Source organism: Stenotrophomonas sp. YJH_SMC_138, from assembly GCF_059369855.1.
Genome location: NZ_JCAFTB010000001.1, coordinates 250,616 through 267,506 on the forward strand (window position 1 = coordinate 250,616; position 16,891 = coordinate 267,506).

The following is a 16,891-nucleotide window of genomic DNA, read 5'->3' on the forward strand; positions in this document are numbered from 1 at the left end:
GCAGCGTGAAGCTCAGCCGAGGCGACGTGCCTCGCTCACGCCCGGCAGCGCATCAAGCTTGCCCAGCAGCGTCGACAACTGCCCGTAGTCGCTGACCTTCAGCCGCAGCCGCAGATGGGCACGGCCACTGTTGCGCACGTTGTCACTGTGGATGTCGAGCACGTAAGCGTCTTCCTGGGCGATCAGGTTGGTGATGTCCTTCAGCAGCCAGCGGCGGTCGACCGCGTCGACCACCACGTCCACTTCGTAGCCGCCACCGGCCTGGCCCCACTCCACCGGCAGGATGCGCTGCGGGCTGGCGGCGGCCAGCCGGGCCAGCGCGGCACAGTCTGCACGATGCACAGTGACACCACGGCTACGGGTCAGGTAGCCGACGATCGGCTCGCCGGCCACCGGCTGGCAGCAGCGTGCCAGCTGCACCAGCAGGTTGCCCACGCCCTGCACGGTGAACTTGGACTTGCCCAGGTTCTCGCGGCGCGCGGTCGGCCGCGGCAGGGTCGGCGCGGGCGCGGGCTGGCTGGCGGCACGTTCCGCCTCCAGCAACGTCCGGCTGACCTGGTTCGGGCCGGTATCGCCCAGCGCCACCTGGATGTACAGGTCATCGACGCTGTCGGCATGGAACTTCTTGGCCGCGACGGCCAGGTCCGAGTGCTGCAGGCCCAGCCGCTTCAGCTCGCGCTCGAGCAGCTCGCGACCGGCCTGCACGTTGCGCGCGCGGTCCAGCTTGTGGAACCAGCTGCGCACCTTCTCGCGCGAGCGGTTGCTGGCCAGGAAGCCATTGGCCGGCATCAGCCAGTCGCGGCGCGGGTCGGCCTCCTTGCCGGTCAGGATCTCGACGCGGTCGCCACTGCGCAGGCGATAGGTCAGCGGCACGATACGGCCGTTGACCTTGGCGCCGCGGCAGCGGTGCCCGACCATGGTGTGCACCTGGTAGGCGAAATCGAGCGGCGTAGCGCCCTGCGGCAGGTCCAGCACCTCGTCCTTCGGGCTCAGCGCATAGACCCGGTCCTCGGTCAGCTCGGCATCGAGCGCCCCGGCCAGTTCATTGCCCTGCCCGTCCTGCGCCTGCTCCAGCAGCTGGCGCATCCAGGTGATCTTGCGATCGAAGGACTTCTCCGCGCCCTTGCCGCCTTCCTTGTACTTCCAGTGCGCGGCCACGCCCAGCTCGGCCTGCGAGTGCATTTCATGGGTACGGATCTGCACTTCGATGGTGCGACCTTCCGGGCCGACCACGGCGGTATGCAGCGAGCGATAGTCGTTGGCCTTCGGGCGTGCGATGTAATCATCGAACTCGCTTGGTACCGGCGCCCACAGCGCGTGCACCACGCCCAGCGCGGCGTAGCAGGCGGCGACGTCGTCGACCATCACGCGCACCGCACGGATGTCATACAGCTGGTCGAAGGCCAGCCGCTTCTTCTGCATCTTCCGCCAGATGCTGTAGATGTGCTTCGGGCGGCCGCTGACTTCGGCCCTGATGCCCTGGGCGACCAGCTCGCGCGACAGCACCTTCTTGACGTTCTCGACGTAACGCTCGCGGGCGATGCGGGTTTCGTCCACCTCGCGGGCGATGCGGCGGTAGGTTTCCGGTTCCAGGTGGCGGAACGCCAGGTCCTCCAGCTCCCACTTCAGCTGCCAGATGCCCAGGCGGTTGGCCAGGGGCGCGTGGATGTCGCGGGTCAGCTGGGCCAGCGCGCGGCGTTGCTCGTCGTCCAGCTTGTCGGCCGCGCGCATCCTCGCGAGCTGGCGCGCCAGCAGGATCGGCACCACGCGCAGGTCGCGGATGATCGCCAGCAGCAGCCGGCGCAGGCCCTCGCTGTTGCGTCCGGCCTCACGGCCGGCGTGCAGCGCCCACACCGGGTCGGCGGCATCCTGGCCGTCGAGCAGGCCGATCACCGCCGCCTGGTGGTTGCCCAGCGGCAGCTGGTCCAGGCTGGCACGCAGGCCCGGCAGGTCGAACAGCAATGCTGCCACCACCGCGCCTTCGTCGGCCGAGAGCATCGCCAGCGCATCGAGGGTATCGCCCAGCACCGACCATGTGGCACGCATCTGGTGGTCGCAATCCGGCGCTTCCCAATGCTCGCGCAGGGCCTGGCGCAGCGGAGCAGGCAGCACCGCTGCCGAGGGACGGTTCAACAAGGCATCCAGGCCAGGGACGGAAGCGCGGTTCACAGCATCGAGCAGGCAAGACAGAGGCCCCTACACTAGCGCCGGCGTCGTTCAGGGACAATCACTGCGGCCACCATCACCCGGCATGAAGACATGCCGCTACACTCGCCAACACATCCAGGAGAGACCCGCCATGCCTTCGATTGCCCTGCGCGTCCGTCCACGGCTGCTGGCCTGTGCCGCCGTGTTGCTGTCCCTGTCCGCGCCTGCGCTGGCCCAGCGCGTGGTGGAGGGCGACCTGCAGCAGCAGATGTCGCCCACCGAGTTCAAGGCCGCCGGCCTGGACAAGCTCAGCGCCGCTGAACTGGCCACGCTCAACCGCTGGCTGCAGGGCAAGGTCGAGGCGGCCACCACCCAGGCCGTCGCCGCAGCGCGCGAAGAAGGCCGCCAGGAAGTGATCAAGAAGAACCGCGGCTTCCTGGACTTCGGCAGCAGCGAACCGATCGAAAGCACCCTGCAGGGCGAATTCCGTGGCTTCGGCCAGGGCCGCCGCTACGTGCTGCAGAACGGCCAGGAGTGGGAGCAGATAGACGCCACGCACTATTCCGGTGGCCGCAAGGAAGCGCCGAACGTCAGCATGCGCCCAGGCGTGATGGGCGCCTGGTACATGAAGGTGGACGGGGTGAACGTGCAACCGAAGGTTCGTCGCACCAAGTAACGCCCGGGCATTCCGGCCGTGCCGGATCCATGCCCGGCGGCCATGGTCGCCCGATGGGGCGACCATGGCGCGCGTTCACGCCTGGCGAAGTGCAGCCACCCGCTGCGCCAGCTTCTTCGCCGAAATGCCGGTGCGTGCCCCCAGCTCCTGCGCGAACAACGACACCCGCAGCTCTTCCAGATCCCAACGCAGCGCCTGCCATTGCGGGCGATCACGCAGGCCCTGCTGCTCGCCCGCTTCCAGCGCCTCCAGGAACGGGTGCAATTCCAGCATGCGCGCCTGGTCACGCGGCGGATCACGCTTGGCACGCTCGGTGCGCAGGATCATCGCCTTCAGGTAGCGCGGGTACTGCGCCAGCGCGTCGGCCGGCGTGTCGCGCAGGAAGCCGGGGTGGATCAGCCCGGCCAGCTGCGCTTCCATGTCGTCCAGGTTGCCACGCGCCCAGCCCATCAACGGCGCCTCCAGCAACGGCTTCAGTTCCGCCACCAGCGCCAGGATGGACTCGGCCAGTTTCAGCCGCGACATCGCCTCGCCGAACAGGGCCTTGGCCGCATGCTCGCGGCGTTGCTCGAAGGCTGCCGCATCGCGGATGTCTTCCAGGCCTTCGGCCAGCACCGCGTTCATCGCCGCATCCACCAGGTCTCCACGCAGGCGTTCCTGCGATTCGATCGCGGCATACAGCAGGCCGGTCTTGGCACCCACCGGCAGCTGCTTGCGCGCCTGCTTGACCTTCTCGGCCAGGGCAATCTCCAGCAGCCGGCGCACACCCAGCGGGTGGGCCTCCTGCGCCTGCTGGCGATCGGCGAAGATGCGCAGCGCCACGCTGTCGCCCTCGTCCAGCAGCGCCGGATAGGCCGGAACGCCGGCTTCACCGGGCACCTGCAGCGGAATCGGCGCGGCCGGGAACGTGCGCAGGCCATCGGCCGCCATCTCGCGCCCCGCCCGTGCAGCGAAGGCATCGCCGGCACGGCCGCCGAATTTCGCGCGCAACGCATCCAGATCCCGCGAGGTCGCCAGCACCTTGCCGTGCTCGTCGCGCAGGCGCAGGTTCATGTGCAGGTGCGGTTCGATCGAAGCGGGTTCGAAATCGAGCGCCGTCACCGTCGCGCCGGTGGCACGTGACAAAAAGCGCGCCAGTTCGCCAGTGATGGCATCGGCGCTGGGCTGCGGGAATGCCTCGAAGAACGCACGACCGAAGTCCGGCGCCGGCACGTAGTTGCGGCGCATCGCCTTGGGCAGGCTGCGGATGAGTGCCGAAGCCTTGTCGGCGACGAAGCCAGGCGCCAGCCAGCCCAGCTGCACCGGGTCCAGCGCGTTGAGCAGGTGCAGCGGCACGTCCAGGGTCACGCCGTCATCATCGGCACCCGGCTCGAAGCGGTAGTGCAGTGGCAGGCGCGCCTGGCCCAGTGGCAGGTACTTCGGGTAGCGCTCCTGTTCGCTGCCCTCACCCGGCAACAGGTCGACCAGTGACCAGTGCAGGGTCTTGCGCTGTTCCGGCGCCAGCCCCTTCCACCAGGTATCCAGCCCTGCGGCCGAATGGATCTGCGGCGGCACCCGGTCCAGGTACCAGCGCGCCTGCCAGTCCTCGTCGGCCACGATGCCGGCGCGGCGCAGCTTCGCTTCCTCCTCGCGGGCGACCTCCAGCACTTTCTGGTTGTCGGCCACGAAGCTGGCGCGGGTGTTGATCTCGCCGGTCACCAGCGCCTGGCGCACGAAGATGTCGTGCGCCTCGCCCGGTGCGATGCGGCCGTAGTGCACCGGCTTCTTCGGTGCCAGCACCAGGCCGAACAGGCTGATCTGCTCGGAGGCCAGCACCTGGCCCTGCGCGCGCGACCAGTGCGGGTCGAAGTGCTTGCGCAGCAGCAGGTGCGGCAGTTCGGCGATGACCCAGTCCGGCTCGATCGCGGCCAGGGTCATGCCCCAGACCTTCTGCGTGTCCAGCAGGTTGGCCACCAGCAACCACGGCGGCGGGCGCTTGGACAGCGCCGAACCGGGGAACGGCAGGAAACGGCGCTGGCGTGGCGCCTGGAAATCGCCCTTCTCGGTGCGGTGCCCGATCTGCGTCGGCAGGCCCGCCACCAACGCCCGGTGCAGGGTCTGGTAGGCAGCCGCGCGCACGCGTTCGCTGAAGCCGCCGCCCGCCGGTGCCTGCTCCTTCTGTGCACGTACGGCCACCGGCGTCGGCACCGCTTCGGCCTTGCCTTCGCGGGCCAGGCGTGCAGCGCGGTGCAGCTGGCCACGGGTGGCCTTCACTGCGGCGGCATCATCACGCGCTGCCGCCGGCGCACTGCTGCCGGCCAGCAACGGCGCCATCGACGCCTCGCTGGCCTCTTCCTTCCAGCCCAGTTCCTCGCACAGCAGCCGCAGCTGGCGGTGCAGCTCGCGCCACTCGCGCATGCGCAGGAAGCCGAGGAAATGACGGCCGCACCAGTCGCGCAGCTTGGACTGGGTCAGGTCTTCATGGGCCTGCCGGTAGGCATCCCACAGGCGCAGCACGCCAACGAACTCGGAACGACCATCGGCGAACTGCGCATGCGCGCTGTCGGCGGCACCGCGTGCTTCGGGCGGACGTTCGCGCGGGTCCTGGATGCCCAGGAACGAGGCGATCACCAGCATCGGCCGCAGGCAGCCGGCGGCCTGCGCGGCGACCAGCATGCGCGCCAGCTTCACGTCCACCGGCAGGCGTGCCATCTGCTTGCCGATGGTGGTCATGCGCCGCTCGGCGTCGATCGCACCCAGTTCGGTCAGCTGCTGCCAGCCATCGGCCACCGCACGCTCGTCCGGCGCTTCCAGGAACGGAAACTCCTCGATGCGGCCCAGGCCCAGCTGCAGCATGCGCAGGATCACCCCGGCCAGGCTGGAGCGGCGGATTTCCGGATCGGTGAACTCCGGCCGCGCCTGGAAATCGGCTTCGGCGTACAGGCGGTAACAGATGCCCTCGGCGATACGGCCGCAGCGGCCCTTGCGCTGGTTGGCACTGGCCTGCGAGATCGGCTCGATGTGCAGGCGGTCCAGCTTGTTGCGCGGACTGTAGCGCTTGACGCGGGCAAAGCCCGGATCGACCACGTAGCGGATGCGCGGCACCGTCAGCGAGGTCTCCGCGACGTTGGTGGCCAGCACGATGCGCCGGTTCGGCCCGGGATTGAACACCCGGTCCTGGTCCTGGTTGGACAGCCGCGCATAGAGCGGCAGCACCTCGGTGTTGCGGTACTTGCGGCGCTCCAGCGACTGGTGCGCATCGCGGATCTCGCGTTCGCCCGGCAGGAAGATCAGCACGTCGCCGCGCGCATCCAGGCGGGTGATCTCGTCGATGGCCGACACGATGGCGTCGTTGACGGTGCGTTCGCCCTGGTCTTCGCCCTCGCCTTCCAGCGCGCGATAGCGCACTTCCACCGGGTAGGTGCGGCCTTCGACGCTGATCACCGGCGCATTGTCGAAATGCTGGGCGAAGCGTTCGGTATCGATGGTGGCCGAGGTGACGATCAGTTTCAGGTCCGGGCGCTTGCGCAGCAGCTGCTTCAGGTAGCCCAGCAGGAAATCGATGTTGAGGCTGCGTTCGTGCGCCTCGTCGACGATGATCGTGTCGTAGTTCGACAACCAGCGGTCACTGGCGATCTCCGCCAGCAGGATGCCGTCGGTCATGAACTTGATGCGGCTGTCGTCGCTGACCTTGTCGTTGAAGCGCACCTGGTAGCCGACCAACTGGCCCAGTTCGCTCTGCAGTTCCTGCGCCACGCGGCTTGCCACCGCACGTGCGGCAATCCGTCGCGGCTGGGTGCAGCCGATCATGCCGGCCTGGCCACGGCCTGCGGCCAGGCACAGTTTCGGCAGCTGGGTGGTCTTGCCCGAGCCGGTTTCACCAGCGATCACCACCACCTGATGGTCGCGGATCAGCCCGATGATGGCGTCGGCTTCACGCGCAATCGGCAGCTGCGGGTCCAGAGTAATGGACGGCTGCTGCTGCGCCCGGACCTGCCGGCGCTGCACCGACGCCTGCAAGGCCTGCTCGAAGGTAGCGGCCAACGCCGCATCCTGTGGCTTGGCCTGGCAACGCGAGAGCATCCCCAGCAAACGGCCCCGGTCGCGACTCATGGCGCCGTCGATGGCGGCGCGCTGTTGGCGCAGGCGGGACGATGGATTTTTATCGATAGAGTTCATCAATCGGTTCGTTCAAAACTTTGATAGCGACCAGTCATCACGACCGGTTTATTGTGAAGGCCAACGATTCCACAAGGAGGAACCCCATGGCGAAGACCAAGAGCACGACCAAGGCCAAGACCGGCAAGCAGAAGCTTGCAGCGGCGGCACCGTCGGCGCCGAACATCGATATCGGGATCACCCAGGGCGACCGCAAGAAGATCGCCGACGGTCTGTCGCGCTTCCAGGCCGATGCGTTCACGCTCTACCTGAAGACGCACAACTTCCACTGGAACGTGACCGGGTCGATGTTCAACTCGCTGCACACCATGTTCGAGACGCAGTACACCGAGCAGTGGGCGGCACTGGACGACGTGGCCGAGCGCATCCGCGCGCTGGGCTTCAATGCCCCGGGCTCCTACCGGGAATTCGCTGCGCTGACCTCGATCGCCGAGGAACCGGGCCTGACCGACAGCGCGGACTGGCGTGAAATGGTACGCCAGTTGGTGGTCGCCAACGAAGCAGTCTGCCGTACGGCACGTGAAGTGCTGGAGGTGGCGGCCAAGGGAGACGACGCCCCGACCGAGGATCTGATGACCCAGCGGCTGCAGACCCACGAGAAGTACGCCTGGATGCTGCGCTCGCTGCTGCAGTAAGAGTTGGGGGGCCCGGCAGGGCTGCGCCCTGCACCCGCAGAGGCCTTAAAGCCAAGGCCAGAGCCAGAGCAAAAGCTGGCCTCCTGTGGGTAGGCGGGATGGGTCCGGTGGCAGGGGACGCCGTAAACCCGTCCTTGTGGGCTTGGCCGCGGCATCCATGCCGCGGACACCCCTGCCACCGGACCCACCCCGCCTTCGGCAGTTCTCCGCGATCTGCCGGCAAAGCCATTGGGGTCAGATCCGTTTTCCCCAGGAAAACGGATCTGACCCCATTTTGTTTGTCGAGTTCTGACAGTTTTCATCCACGCATGGCGTGGATTGATCTGGCCCCCGTCACCGGGAAACTGTCGGGGGTGGGGCGGTGTGGGCTTGCAGGACCGTTGGCGCCATGGATGGCGCCATCGAGCCCCCAAGGACGGGTTTACGGCGTGTCCTGCAAGCCCACACCGCCCCGCCCAATAAGCAGACAGCCCAGAGCCGGCTGTTGCCTTTGACGTTGCACTGGCTTGCAGCAGGTGCAGGGCGCAGCCCTGCCGAACCCCTACCCCTCCCTCCGGGGTAAACTAACCGGATGGCTTCCCGTCCCGCGCACGACCTGCTCCAACGCGTCTTTGGTTACGACGATTTCCGTGGTCCGCAGCAGGACATCGTGGAGCATGTGGCTGCCGGTCACGATGCCCTGGTGCTGATGCCCACCGGCGGCGGCAAATCGCTGTGCTACCAGGTCCCGGCCCTGCTGCGTGACGGTTGCGGCATCGTCATCTCGCCGCTGATCGCGCTGATGCAGGACCAGGTCGAAGCCCTGCGCCAGCTCGGCGTGCGCGCCGAGTACCTGAATTCCACCCTGGATGCCGAGACTGCCGGCCGCGTCGAGCGCGAACTGCTCGCCGGTGAGCTGGACATGCTCTATGTCGCTCCCGAGCGGCTGCTGACCGGTCGCTTCCTGTCGCTGCTGTCGCGCAGCCAGATCGCCCTGTTCGCCATCGACGAAGCACACTGCGTGTCGCAGTGGGGCCACGACTTCCGCCCGGAATACCGCCAGCTGACCGTGCTGCACGAGCGCTGGCCGCAGATCCCGAGGATCGCGCTGACCGCCACCGCCGATCCGCCAACCCAGCGCGAGATCGCCGAGCGCCTGGATCTGCAGGAAGCACGCCACTTCGTCAGCTCCTTCGACCGCCCCAACATCCGCTACACCGTGGTGCAGAAGGACAACGCCCGCAAGCAGCTGACCGACTTCCTGCGCAGCCACCGTGGCGAGGCCGGCATCGTCTACTGCATGTCGCGGCGCAAGGTCGAGGAGACCGCTGAATTCCTCTGCGGCCAGGGCTTCAACGCCCTGCCCTACCACGCCGGCCTGCCGCCGGACGTGCGCGCGAACAACCAGCGCCGCTTCCTGCGCGAGGACGGCATCGTGATGTGCGCCACCATCGCCTTCGGCATGGGCATCGACAAGCCGGACGTGCGCTTTGTCGCGCATACCGACCTGCCCAAGTCGATGGAAGGCTACTACCAGGAAACCGGCCGCGCCGGTCGCGATGGCGAGGCCGCCGAGGCCTGGCTGTGCTACGGCCTGGGCGACGTGGTGCTGCTCAAGCAGATGATCGAGCAGTCCGAGGCCGGCGAAGAGCGCAAGCAGCTGGAGCGGGCCAAGCTCGACCATCTGCTGGGCTACTGCGAATCCATGCAGTGCCGCCGCCAGGTGCTGCTGGCCGGTTTCGGCGAGACCTACCCCCAGCCCTGCGGCAACTGCGACAACTGCCTGACACCGCCGGCCTCGTGGGACGCGACCATTCCGGCACAGAAGGCGCTGAGCTGCGTCTACCGCAGCGGCCAGCGCTTCGGCGTCGGCCACCTGATCGACATCCTGCGTGGCAGCGAGAACGAGAAGGTGAAGCAGCAGGGCCACGACAAGCTCAGCACCTATGCGATCGGTCGCGATCTGGATGCGCGCACCTGGCGCAGCGTGTTCCGCCAACTGGTCGCCGCCAGCCTGCTGGAAGTGGACAGCGAGGGCCACGGCGGCCTGCGCCTGACCGACGCCAGCCGCGACGTACTGACCGGCCGCCGCCAGATCAGCATGCGCCGCGACCCGGCCAGCAGCACCAGCGGGCGCGAGCGCAGTGCGCAGCGTACCGGGCTGTCGGTACTGCCCCAGGATCTGGCGCTGTTCAACGCCCTGCGCGGCCTGCGTGCCGAACTGGCCCGCGAACAGAACGTGCCGGCGTTCGTGATCTTCCACGACAGCACCCTGCGCAACATCGCCGAACAGCGCCCGACCAGCCTGGATGCACTGGCACGGGTCGGCGGCATCGGCGGCACCAAGCTGAGCCGTTACGGCCCGCGCCTGGTCGAGATCGTGCGCGAAGAGGGCTGACGGTATCGCGTTGCCGCGCTGCGCGGCCGCCGGGCATGGTCCCAACGGCGCGCGGGCGCCCCGGTAGAGCCGAGCCCACGCTCGGCTGCCCCTGCGCGAACAGCAGCCGAGCGCGGGCCCGGCTCCACCTTGGTGCAGCTCCAACCTTGAACCGGCCATTCAGCCGGAAGTGCATCCGCGCCCGCTTGCGGCTAGATTAGCGCCATGTCCCTGGCTTCGACCCTGCTTCGTGTCGTGCTCATGCTCAGCCTGTTGCTCAACGGGCTGAACGCGGCCATGGCCAGCGGTCATGAAGAAATGGGGCGGATGGCACACGCCGTCGCGGCCGCCGCAGCTGGCGGTGACGCCGACTGCCACCACGCCGGCATGCAGGCCGACCCGGCCCCGCAGGCCAAGGCCCCCGCCCACGACGCCCACTGCCAGATCAAGGACTGCGTGCGCAGCTGTGCCCAGCACCCGTTGCTGGTGGTGCAGCCGTTGCCGTTCATGGCCGGCCCGGCGTTGTCGCTGGCACCACAGCCGATGCCGGCCACCGGCCGTCCGGCGCCGCCGCTGCCGCCGATCTCACGCCCTCCCATCGGCTGATTCCACATGCACCGTGCGCCCTGCGCACCGTAGCCGGCCACCTGCCGGCGTCTTTACGTGTCTGGAGTCACCACCATGAATACCCGCATTCCCCCCGGTCCGGGCGCCGTGCCCATGCCGTCGCGCCGCCTGTTCGTGCAGGGCCTGGCCGCCGGCGGCGTGGTTGCCGGCATCGCCGCCGTCGGCGTACCACAGCGCGCGCTCGCCGCCGCCACGGCCACCCCGCGCCTGGCCGGCGCCCCAGCCGTGCTCAGCGACACCCGCATCGAACTGGCCATCGGCGAATCACTGGCCAACTTCACCGGCCGCACCCGCCCGGCGATCACCGTCAATGGATCGCTGCCGGCGCCGATCCTGCGCTGGCGCGAAGGCCAGACCGTGGACCTGTTCGTGCGCAACACGCTGGAACGCCACCCGACCTCGATCCACTGGCACGGCATCCTGCTGCCGGCCAACATGGACGGCGTGCCCGGCCTGAGCTTCAACGGCATCGGCCCCGGCGAGACCTACCACTACCACTTCCAGCTGAAGCAGTCGGGTACCTACTGGTACCACAGCCACTCGATGTTCCAGGAGCAGGCCGGCCTGTACGGCGCGCTGATCATCGATCCGGCCGAACCGGCGCCGTACAGGCACGACCGCGAGCACGTGATCATGCTGTCCGACTGGACCGACATGGATCCGGGTGCGCTGTTCCGGCGCATGAAGAAGCTCGCCGAGCATGACAACTACTACAAGCGCACCCTGCCTGACTTCCTGCGTGACGTGAAGCGCGGGGGCTGGTCAGCCGCGCTGTCCGACCGTGGCATGTGGGGGCGGATGCGGATGACGCCGACCGACATCTCCGACATCAACGCCCACACCTACACCTACCTGATGAACGGCACCGCCCCGGCCGGCAACTGGACCGGGCTGTTCCGCAGCGGCGAGAAGGTGCTGCTGCGTTTCATCAATGGCGCCTCGATGACCTACTTCGATGTGCGCATTCCCGGCCTGAAGATGACCGTGGTCGCCGCCGATGGCCAGTACATCCATCCGGTCAGCATCGATGAGTTCCGCATCGCTCCCGCCGAAACCTACGATGTGCTGGTCGAGCCCACCGGCCAGGACGCGTTTACCATCTTCTGCCAGGACATGGGCCGCACCGGCTTCGCCGCCGGCACGCTGGCGGTGCGCCATGGCCTGCAGGCGCCGATTCCCGAGCGCGACCCACGCCCGTTGCTGACGATGAGCGACATGGGCCACGACATGGGCAGTGGTGGCCACGGCGGCCACGACATGGCCGCGATGAAGGGCATGGAGGGCGGCTGCGGCGCCAGCATGGGCCACGGCGCGCCTGCCGGTGGCGATACCGCCAGCAAGGCGCCGAAGCACCCGGCCAGCGAGCGCAACAACCCGCTGGTGGACATGCAGAGCTCGGCCACCGAACCGAAGCTGGACGACCCCGGCATCGGCCTGCGCGACAACGGCCGCCAGGTGCTGACCTATGGCGCGATGCGCAGCCTGTTCGAGGACCCCGATGGCCGCGAGCCCAGCCGTGAGATCGAACTGCACCTGACCGGGCACATGGAGAAATTCTCCTGGTCGTTCGATGGCATTCCGTTCGCCAGCGCCGAACCGCTGCGGCTGAACTACGGCGAGCGCATGCGCATCGTGCTGGTCAACGACACCATGATGCAGCACCCGATCCACCTGCATGGCGTGTGGAGCGATCTGGAGAACGCGCAGGAGGAATTCCAGGTGCGCAAGCACACCATCGACATGCCGCCCGGCACCCGCCGCAGCTACCGCGTGCGCGCCGATGCGCTCGGCCGCTGGGCCTACCACTGCCATCTGCTGTACCACATGGAAGCGGGCATGATGCGCGAAGTGAGGATCGAAGAATGAGCCGCTCACTGCTTTCCCCCAGCCTGCTGGCCCTGGGCCTGGCCGCCGCATTGCCGGTGTTCGCGCAGTCGCACGCCGGGCATGACATGGCCGCGATGGATCCGCCCGCAAAGACCGCCAACGCGCCGGTCGAACAGGCCGATCATTCGAAGATGGATCATTCGAAGATGGATTCGGGCGCCACAGATCATGCCGGCATGGATCACTCGAAGATGGACCATGGCGCGATGCAACCGGCGGCGATGGACCATTCGCAGATGGACCACGGGGCAATGGGCCATGCCACGCCCGCGCCCACCGAACCGCGCGACCCCATCCCGGTGCCGTCCGATGCCGATCGTGCCGCTGCATTCCCACCGATCGCGCACGGCGCGATGGAGCATGCGCCGGAGATCAACAGCCTGCTGCTGATCGACCGCCTCGAACATTGGGACGGCAAGAGCAGCAACGGCCAGGCCTGGGAGGCCACCGGCTGGATCGGTGGCAACATCAACCGCCTGTGGCTGCGCACCGATGGCGAACGCAGCCGCGGCCGCACCGAGTCATCGTCGCTGGAAGCACTGTATGGCCGCAGCGTGTCGCCGTGGTGGGACGTGCTGGTCGGCGTGCGCCAGGACTTCCGCCCGGCCGACTCGCGCACGTGGGCGGCCATCGGCATCCAGGGGCTGGCACCGTACAAGTTCGAGAGCTCGGCCACGCTGTATATGGGTTCCGGCGGCCAAGTGCTGGCCAAGGCCGAGGTCGAGTACGACGTGCTGCTGACCAACCGCCTGATCCTGCAGCCGCTGCTGGAAGCCACCATCGCGGCCAAGGATGAACCGGAGTACGGCATTGGTCGCGGACTGAACAAGGTCGAAGCCGGGCTACGCCTGCGCTATGAGTTCAGCCGCCGTTTCGCGCCATACATCGGCATCAGCCACGAGCGCACGTTTGGCGACACCGCCGACTATGCCGGTGACCACGCGCGCGACACGCGCTGGGTCGCCGGCGTACGCATGTGGTTCTGAGCAGCGGTTCGTGAGCAATGGCCAGCCCCGGCAGCCGCCGGGGCCGGCTACACTGCGCCACGCTCCAGTGCAGGCACCACCATGTCGTTGCAGATCCGCCGCGCCACCCTTGCCGATGTCGACGCCCTGTCGGCGATCGCGATCGCCACCTACAACGAAACCTGGGGCGATTCCTATCCGCCGCAGGAGCTGCATGATTTCCTGCAGGCGCACTACAGCAGCGAACCGCAGCGCAGCGAACTGTCCGACCCGCGCAGCGCCATCTGGCTGCTGATGGACGGCGACGCCGTGGTCGGCTACCTGGCCGCCGGTGCCAACACCCTGCCGCATGCCGATGCACGCGAGGGCGACATCGAACTGAAGCGGTTCTACATCCTGGCCGCACACCAGAACGGCGGCCATGGTGCACGCCTGATGGACGCGTTCATGGCCTGGCTGGACCAGCCGCAGCGCCGCACCCTGTGGGTGGGCGTATGGGAAGAAAACTTCGGCGCGCAGCGCTTCTACGCGCGCTATGGCTGCAGCAAGGTCGGCGAGTACGACTTCATCGTCGGTGATACCCACGACCGCGAGTTCATCCTGCGGCGGCCGTGATCATGCAGCCCATGTAGCGTCGAGCCATGCTTGGCCAGGGGCCGCAATATCCAGTCGAGCATGGCTCGACGCTACAAACTAGAAATCGAACAGTTCCGACAGGAAGCTGTCCTTCTTCTTTTTCTTGTAGCCCTGGCCCCGGTTGTCCTCGTAGCGCTGGCCGAGGTGGCGGGTATCACGGTGCATCACCGGTGGCGGCGAGGCCGGCTGAGCCTGCACGGGCGCTGGCGGCGGTACGGCCGCACCGGCGCCTGCGCGCTCGATGATCTTGTCCAGCTCGCCACGATCCAGCCACACGCCGCGGCAACTTGGGCAGTAATCGATCTCGATGCCGTGGCGTTCGGCCATCTGCAGCGTCTGGGTCTTGCACACGGGGCACAGCATCGGTATTGCTCCTGTCGGTCTGGTTTCGACTGTACCTGCACCGCGATGACTGTGCGGCAACGCGTGACCGATGGCACAGGGACTTCCGGCGCGTGCCCACATGCGTACCGCGCGGCACACTGCGCCCTTGTCCCGCAGGGAATGCGTACATGACCGTGTTGTCCCGCCTGCCCACCACCGCGCGCCTGTTGCTGGTGCTGCTGGGTGTCGGCCTTGGCCTGAACCTGCGGGATATCGCCGCGGCCATCGGCACACCGGTTCCCGCACTGCCCATCCCCTATGGCGGCAGCCTGTTGGACAACGCGCTGGCGGTACTGGTGGCACTGCTGCTGGCCGCGCTGCTGCGGCCCCGTGACATGGGCCTGATGGCCAGCTTGGGACTGCGCGGAAACGGCTGGGGCGGCCCGTTGTGGGTGCTGCTGGCCAGCCTGCCCTGCTGGCTGGGACTGGCGCTGCTCGGAACTCCGAACACGGCGCTGACTGCGCTGGATGCCACGATGCTGGCCGCGCTGTTCCCGCTGGCCGAGGAAGTGCTGTTCCGTGGCCTCGGCTTCGTGCTGCTGGTGAAGATCGTGCGCGGTCCGTGGCCGTTGCTCGCGCTGCCGCAGGCACTGCTGTTCGGCATGGTGCACTGGCTCGGCTTCGGCGGGTTCGACGGCGGCGGCATCGCACTGTTCATTGGCGCGGTGATCGCGCTGGGCGGCTTCATCTTCGCCTGGCTCGACCACCTCGACGGCGACACCCTGTGGTGCGGCCTGATCCTGCATGTTTCGATGAACCTGGCCTGGAATGTGTTCAGCCTCGATGACGCCATCGCATTGGGTTGGCAGGCCACCGGCCTGCGCATCGGCACCGCCCTGCTCGCAGTGGCGGTGCTGGCCTGGCACGTGCGGCTCAGGCGCCAGAGAGGCCTGTAACGCCCGCTTAGCTTGCCGTGCACGTCGGGATCACTACCGGCTTGCGCATACTTGCGCGCCTTTTCACCGTTGCTGTCCGGAGTTGTCGCGTCATGTTGCTGTCCAAGCGCCACGTTGAACCCCGCGTCCTGCTCATCGAGGACGCCGAGGAAACCCGCGAGCTGAGCCGACTGGCGCTGGAAAGCCAGGCCTGCCACGTAGTGGGCGTGAGCTCTGCCGAAGCGGCGCTGGGCCTGCTGGCGGCCGGTGAGCGTTTCGACCTGCTGTTCACCGACGTCAATCTGGGTGCGATCAGTGGCATTGAAGCCGCCAACCGGGTCCGCAGCCTGTATCCCCAGCTGCCGATCCTGGTGACGTCGGGCATGGACCAGCACCAGGTGCTGCCGCAGCTCCGCGACGGCATCCATTTCCTGCCCAAACCCTACAACATGAGCGAGCTGCTCGACGCCATCCGGCTGTGCTTCCGGCACGCCGATGTGGGCGTATTGACCGGGCCGGACGCACAGGCGGCCTGAGGCACTCATCAACCGCTGCTGTACGGCCCGGTACCCGGGAACACCTTCAGCAGCGCGCGGGTGATCATGTCCGGGTAGACGGTGAAATGGTCCTCGCCGTCGATCACCATGTTCTCCACCTTCAATGATCGCCCGCTGCTGCGCAGCTGCTCGGCGAACTCGGCGTTGTGGCGCAGCATGTCGTTGCGGGTGAAATAGCGCGGCTCCGGCTTGACCTTTTCGAAGCTGCCGATCGACAGCACCACCGTGGTCGGCTGCGCAGGCGCCTTGGCTTCGGCCAACATGCGCGGCACCCGATGGTTGTCGAACCACAGCGACGGGCTGGACAGGATGTAGCTGCGGAACATGTCCGGGCGCGTGGTCAGCACGTAGGCGCCGAACAGGCCGCCATAGGAATGACCGGCATAGGCTCGCCGCGCCGGATCGGTGCGGTAGCGCGCATCGATCAGCGGCAGTACGCGCTCGGCGAGGAAGTCGCGGTAATGCGCGGCGCCGCCGTAGCTGACGTCGTCGCTGTAGTCACGCGGATCGGTGCGCGCCGGATCGCTCGGCGTGTAATCCCGCGAGCGGCTCTGCCTGGAGGTCAGGCCTTCCTGCGGCGGCAGCCCGACCAGGATGAAATCCTCGATGTTGACGCCCTTCTGCCCGACCAGGTTGCGCACGCTGCGCACCAGCGGGAAGCTGTACAGCGCATCGGTCACGTACAGCACCGGATAGTGCTTTTCCGGATGTGCGGCGTAGTCGGCCGGCAACGCCACCCAGATCGGGTAATCGCGTCCCACCGGGTCGTGCACGCGCAGCGCCTCGGTATCCGGCAGCACCACGCCCTGCGCGGCGGTGGCCGCGCTTTCCTTCGCTTCATCCGGAGTTGCCGGTGGCGCCACCGACATCGCACAGCCCCCCATGGCCAGGCAGGCCGCCACACTCCATCCACGCACACGCTGCATCCACACTCTCCCGTTGCGGGCGACGCACCCGGGTGGCGTCGCTACCGCATCCTCACACGTC

Annotated in this window: 13 protein-coding genes; 9 read left to right on the forward strand and 4 right to left on the reverse strand. The window is 67.8% G+C overall.

Translation table 11 applies throughout. The features are described from left to right. Nucleotides 1–12 precede the first annotated feature (12 nt). Nucleotides 13–2,169, reverse strand: a complete 2,157-nt coding sequence (locus AC5P7I_RS01095) for a RelA/SpoT family protein (protein WP_180835145.1) — start codon at nucleotides 2,167–2,169, stop codon at nucleotides 13–15. A 130-nt stretch (nucleotides 2,170–2,299) separates the two neighbouring features. Here AC5P7I_RS01095 and AC5P7I_RS01100 point away from each other — a divergent pair, with 130 nt between their 5' ends. Then, nucleotides 2,300–2,824, forward strand: coding sequence for a hypothetical protein (locus AC5P7I_RS01100; RefSeq protein ID WP_014648104.1), 525 nt, complete (start codon nucleotides 2,300–2,302; stop codon nucleotides 2,822–2,824). A 75-nt stretch (nucleotides 2,825–2,899) separates the two neighbouring features. Here AC5P7I_RS01100 and hrpA read toward each other — a convergent pair whose 3' ends face one another. After that, nucleotides 2,900–6,982, reverse strand: a complete 4,083-nt coding sequence (gene hrpA / locus AC5P7I_RS01105) for an ATP-dependent RNA helicase HrpA (RefSeq protein ID WP_180835144.1) — start codon at nucleotides 6,980–6,982, stop codon at nucleotides 2,900–2,902. An 86-nt stretch (nucleotides 6,983–7,068) separates the two neighbouring features. Between hrpA and AC5P7I_RS01110 the strand changes: the two genes are divergently transcribed. The 6 genes from AC5P7I_RS01110 to AC5P7I_RS01135 all read left to right on the forward strand — a co-directional run bounded on the left by AC5P7I_RS01110 (nucleotide 7,069) and on the right by AC5P7I_RS01135 (nucleotide 14,067). Next, nucleotides 7,069–7,617, forward strand: a complete 549-nt coding sequence (locus AC5P7I_RS01110; RefSeq protein ID WP_005410730.1) for a Dps family protein — start codon at nucleotides 7,069–7,071, stop codon at nucleotides 7,615–7,617. A 571-nt stretch (nucleotides 7,618–8,188) separates the two neighbouring features. Next, the gene (gene recQ / locus AC5P7I_RS01115; protein ID WP_032958973.1) at nucleotides 8,189–9,994 is read left to right on the forward strand and encodes a DNA helicase RecQ; all 1,806 of its coding nucleotides are present in this window, start codon (nucleotides 8,189–8,191) and stop codon (nucleotides 9,992–9,994) included. Between the two features lie 204 nt (nucleotides 9,995–10,198). Further along, the gene (locus AC5P7I_RS01120) at nucleotides 10,199–10,579 is read left to right on the forward strand and encodes a CopL family metal-binding regulatory protein (protein ID WP_014648107.1); all 381 of its coding nucleotides are present in this window, start codon (nucleotides 10,199–10,201) and stop codon (nucleotides 10,577–10,579) included. 75 nt (nucleotides 10,580–10,654) lie between these two features. Then, complete coding sequence (locus AC5P7I_RS01125) at nucleotides 10,655–12,466, forward strand: copper resistance system multicopper oxidase (RefSeq protein ID WP_262088066.1); 1,812 nt, start codon at nucleotides 10,655–10,657, stop codon at nucleotides 12,464–12,466. Then, complete coding sequence (locus AC5P7I_RS01130) at nucleotides 12,463–13,473, forward strand: copper resistance protein B (RefSeq protein ID WP_197557293.1); 1,011 nt, start codon at nucleotides 12,463–12,465, stop codon at nucleotides 13,471–13,473. The genes AC5P7I_RS01125 and AC5P7I_RS01130 overlap by 4 nt, the downstream gene beginning before the upstream one ends. An 81-nt stretch (nucleotides 13,474–13,554) precedes the next feature. Next, nucleotides 13,555–14,067, forward strand: coding sequence for a GNAT family N-acetyltransferase (locus tag AC5P7I_RS01135; protein ID WP_046432078.1), 513 nt, complete (start codon nucleotides 13,555–13,557; stop codon nucleotides 14,065–14,067). 78 nt (nucleotides 14,068–14,145) lie between these two features. Here AC5P7I_RS01135 and AC5P7I_RS01140 read toward each other — a convergent pair whose 3' ends face one another. Next, nucleotides 14,146–14,451, reverse strand: coding sequence for a TFIIB-type zinc ribbon-containing protein (locus AC5P7I_RS01140; protein ID WP_014648111.1), 306 nt, complete (start codon nucleotides 14,449–14,451; stop codon nucleotides 14,146–14,148). A 149-nt stretch (nucleotides 14,452–14,600) separates the two neighbouring features. Between AC5P7I_RS01140 and AC5P7I_RS01145 the strand changes: the two genes are divergently transcribed. Next, nucleotides 14,601–15,368: a CPBP family glutamic-type intramembrane protease gene (locus AC5P7I_RS01145; protein WP_053496107.1), complete on the forward strand. Its 768-nt coding sequence runs from the start codon at nucleotides 14,601–14,603 to the stop codon at nucleotides 15,366–15,368. Between the two features lie 92 nt (nucleotides 15,369–15,460). Next, the gene (locus tag AC5P7I_RS01150; RefSeq protein WP_014648113.1) at nucleotides 15,461–15,883 is read left to right on the forward strand and encodes a response regulator; all 423 of its coding nucleotides are present in this window, start codon (nucleotides 15,461–15,463) and stop codon (nucleotides 15,881–15,883) included. Between the two features lie 8 nt (nucleotides 15,884–15,891). Here AC5P7I_RS01150 and AC5P7I_RS01155 read toward each other — a convergent pair whose 3' ends face one another. Continuing rightward, nucleotides 15,892–16,830: an alpha/beta hydrolase gene (locus AC5P7I_RS01155; RefSeq protein ID WP_262088067.1), complete on the reverse strand. Its 939-nt coding sequence runs from the start codon at nucleotides 16,828–16,830 to the stop codon at nucleotides 15,892–15,894. Nucleotides 16,831–16,891: the final 61 nt, after the last annotated feature.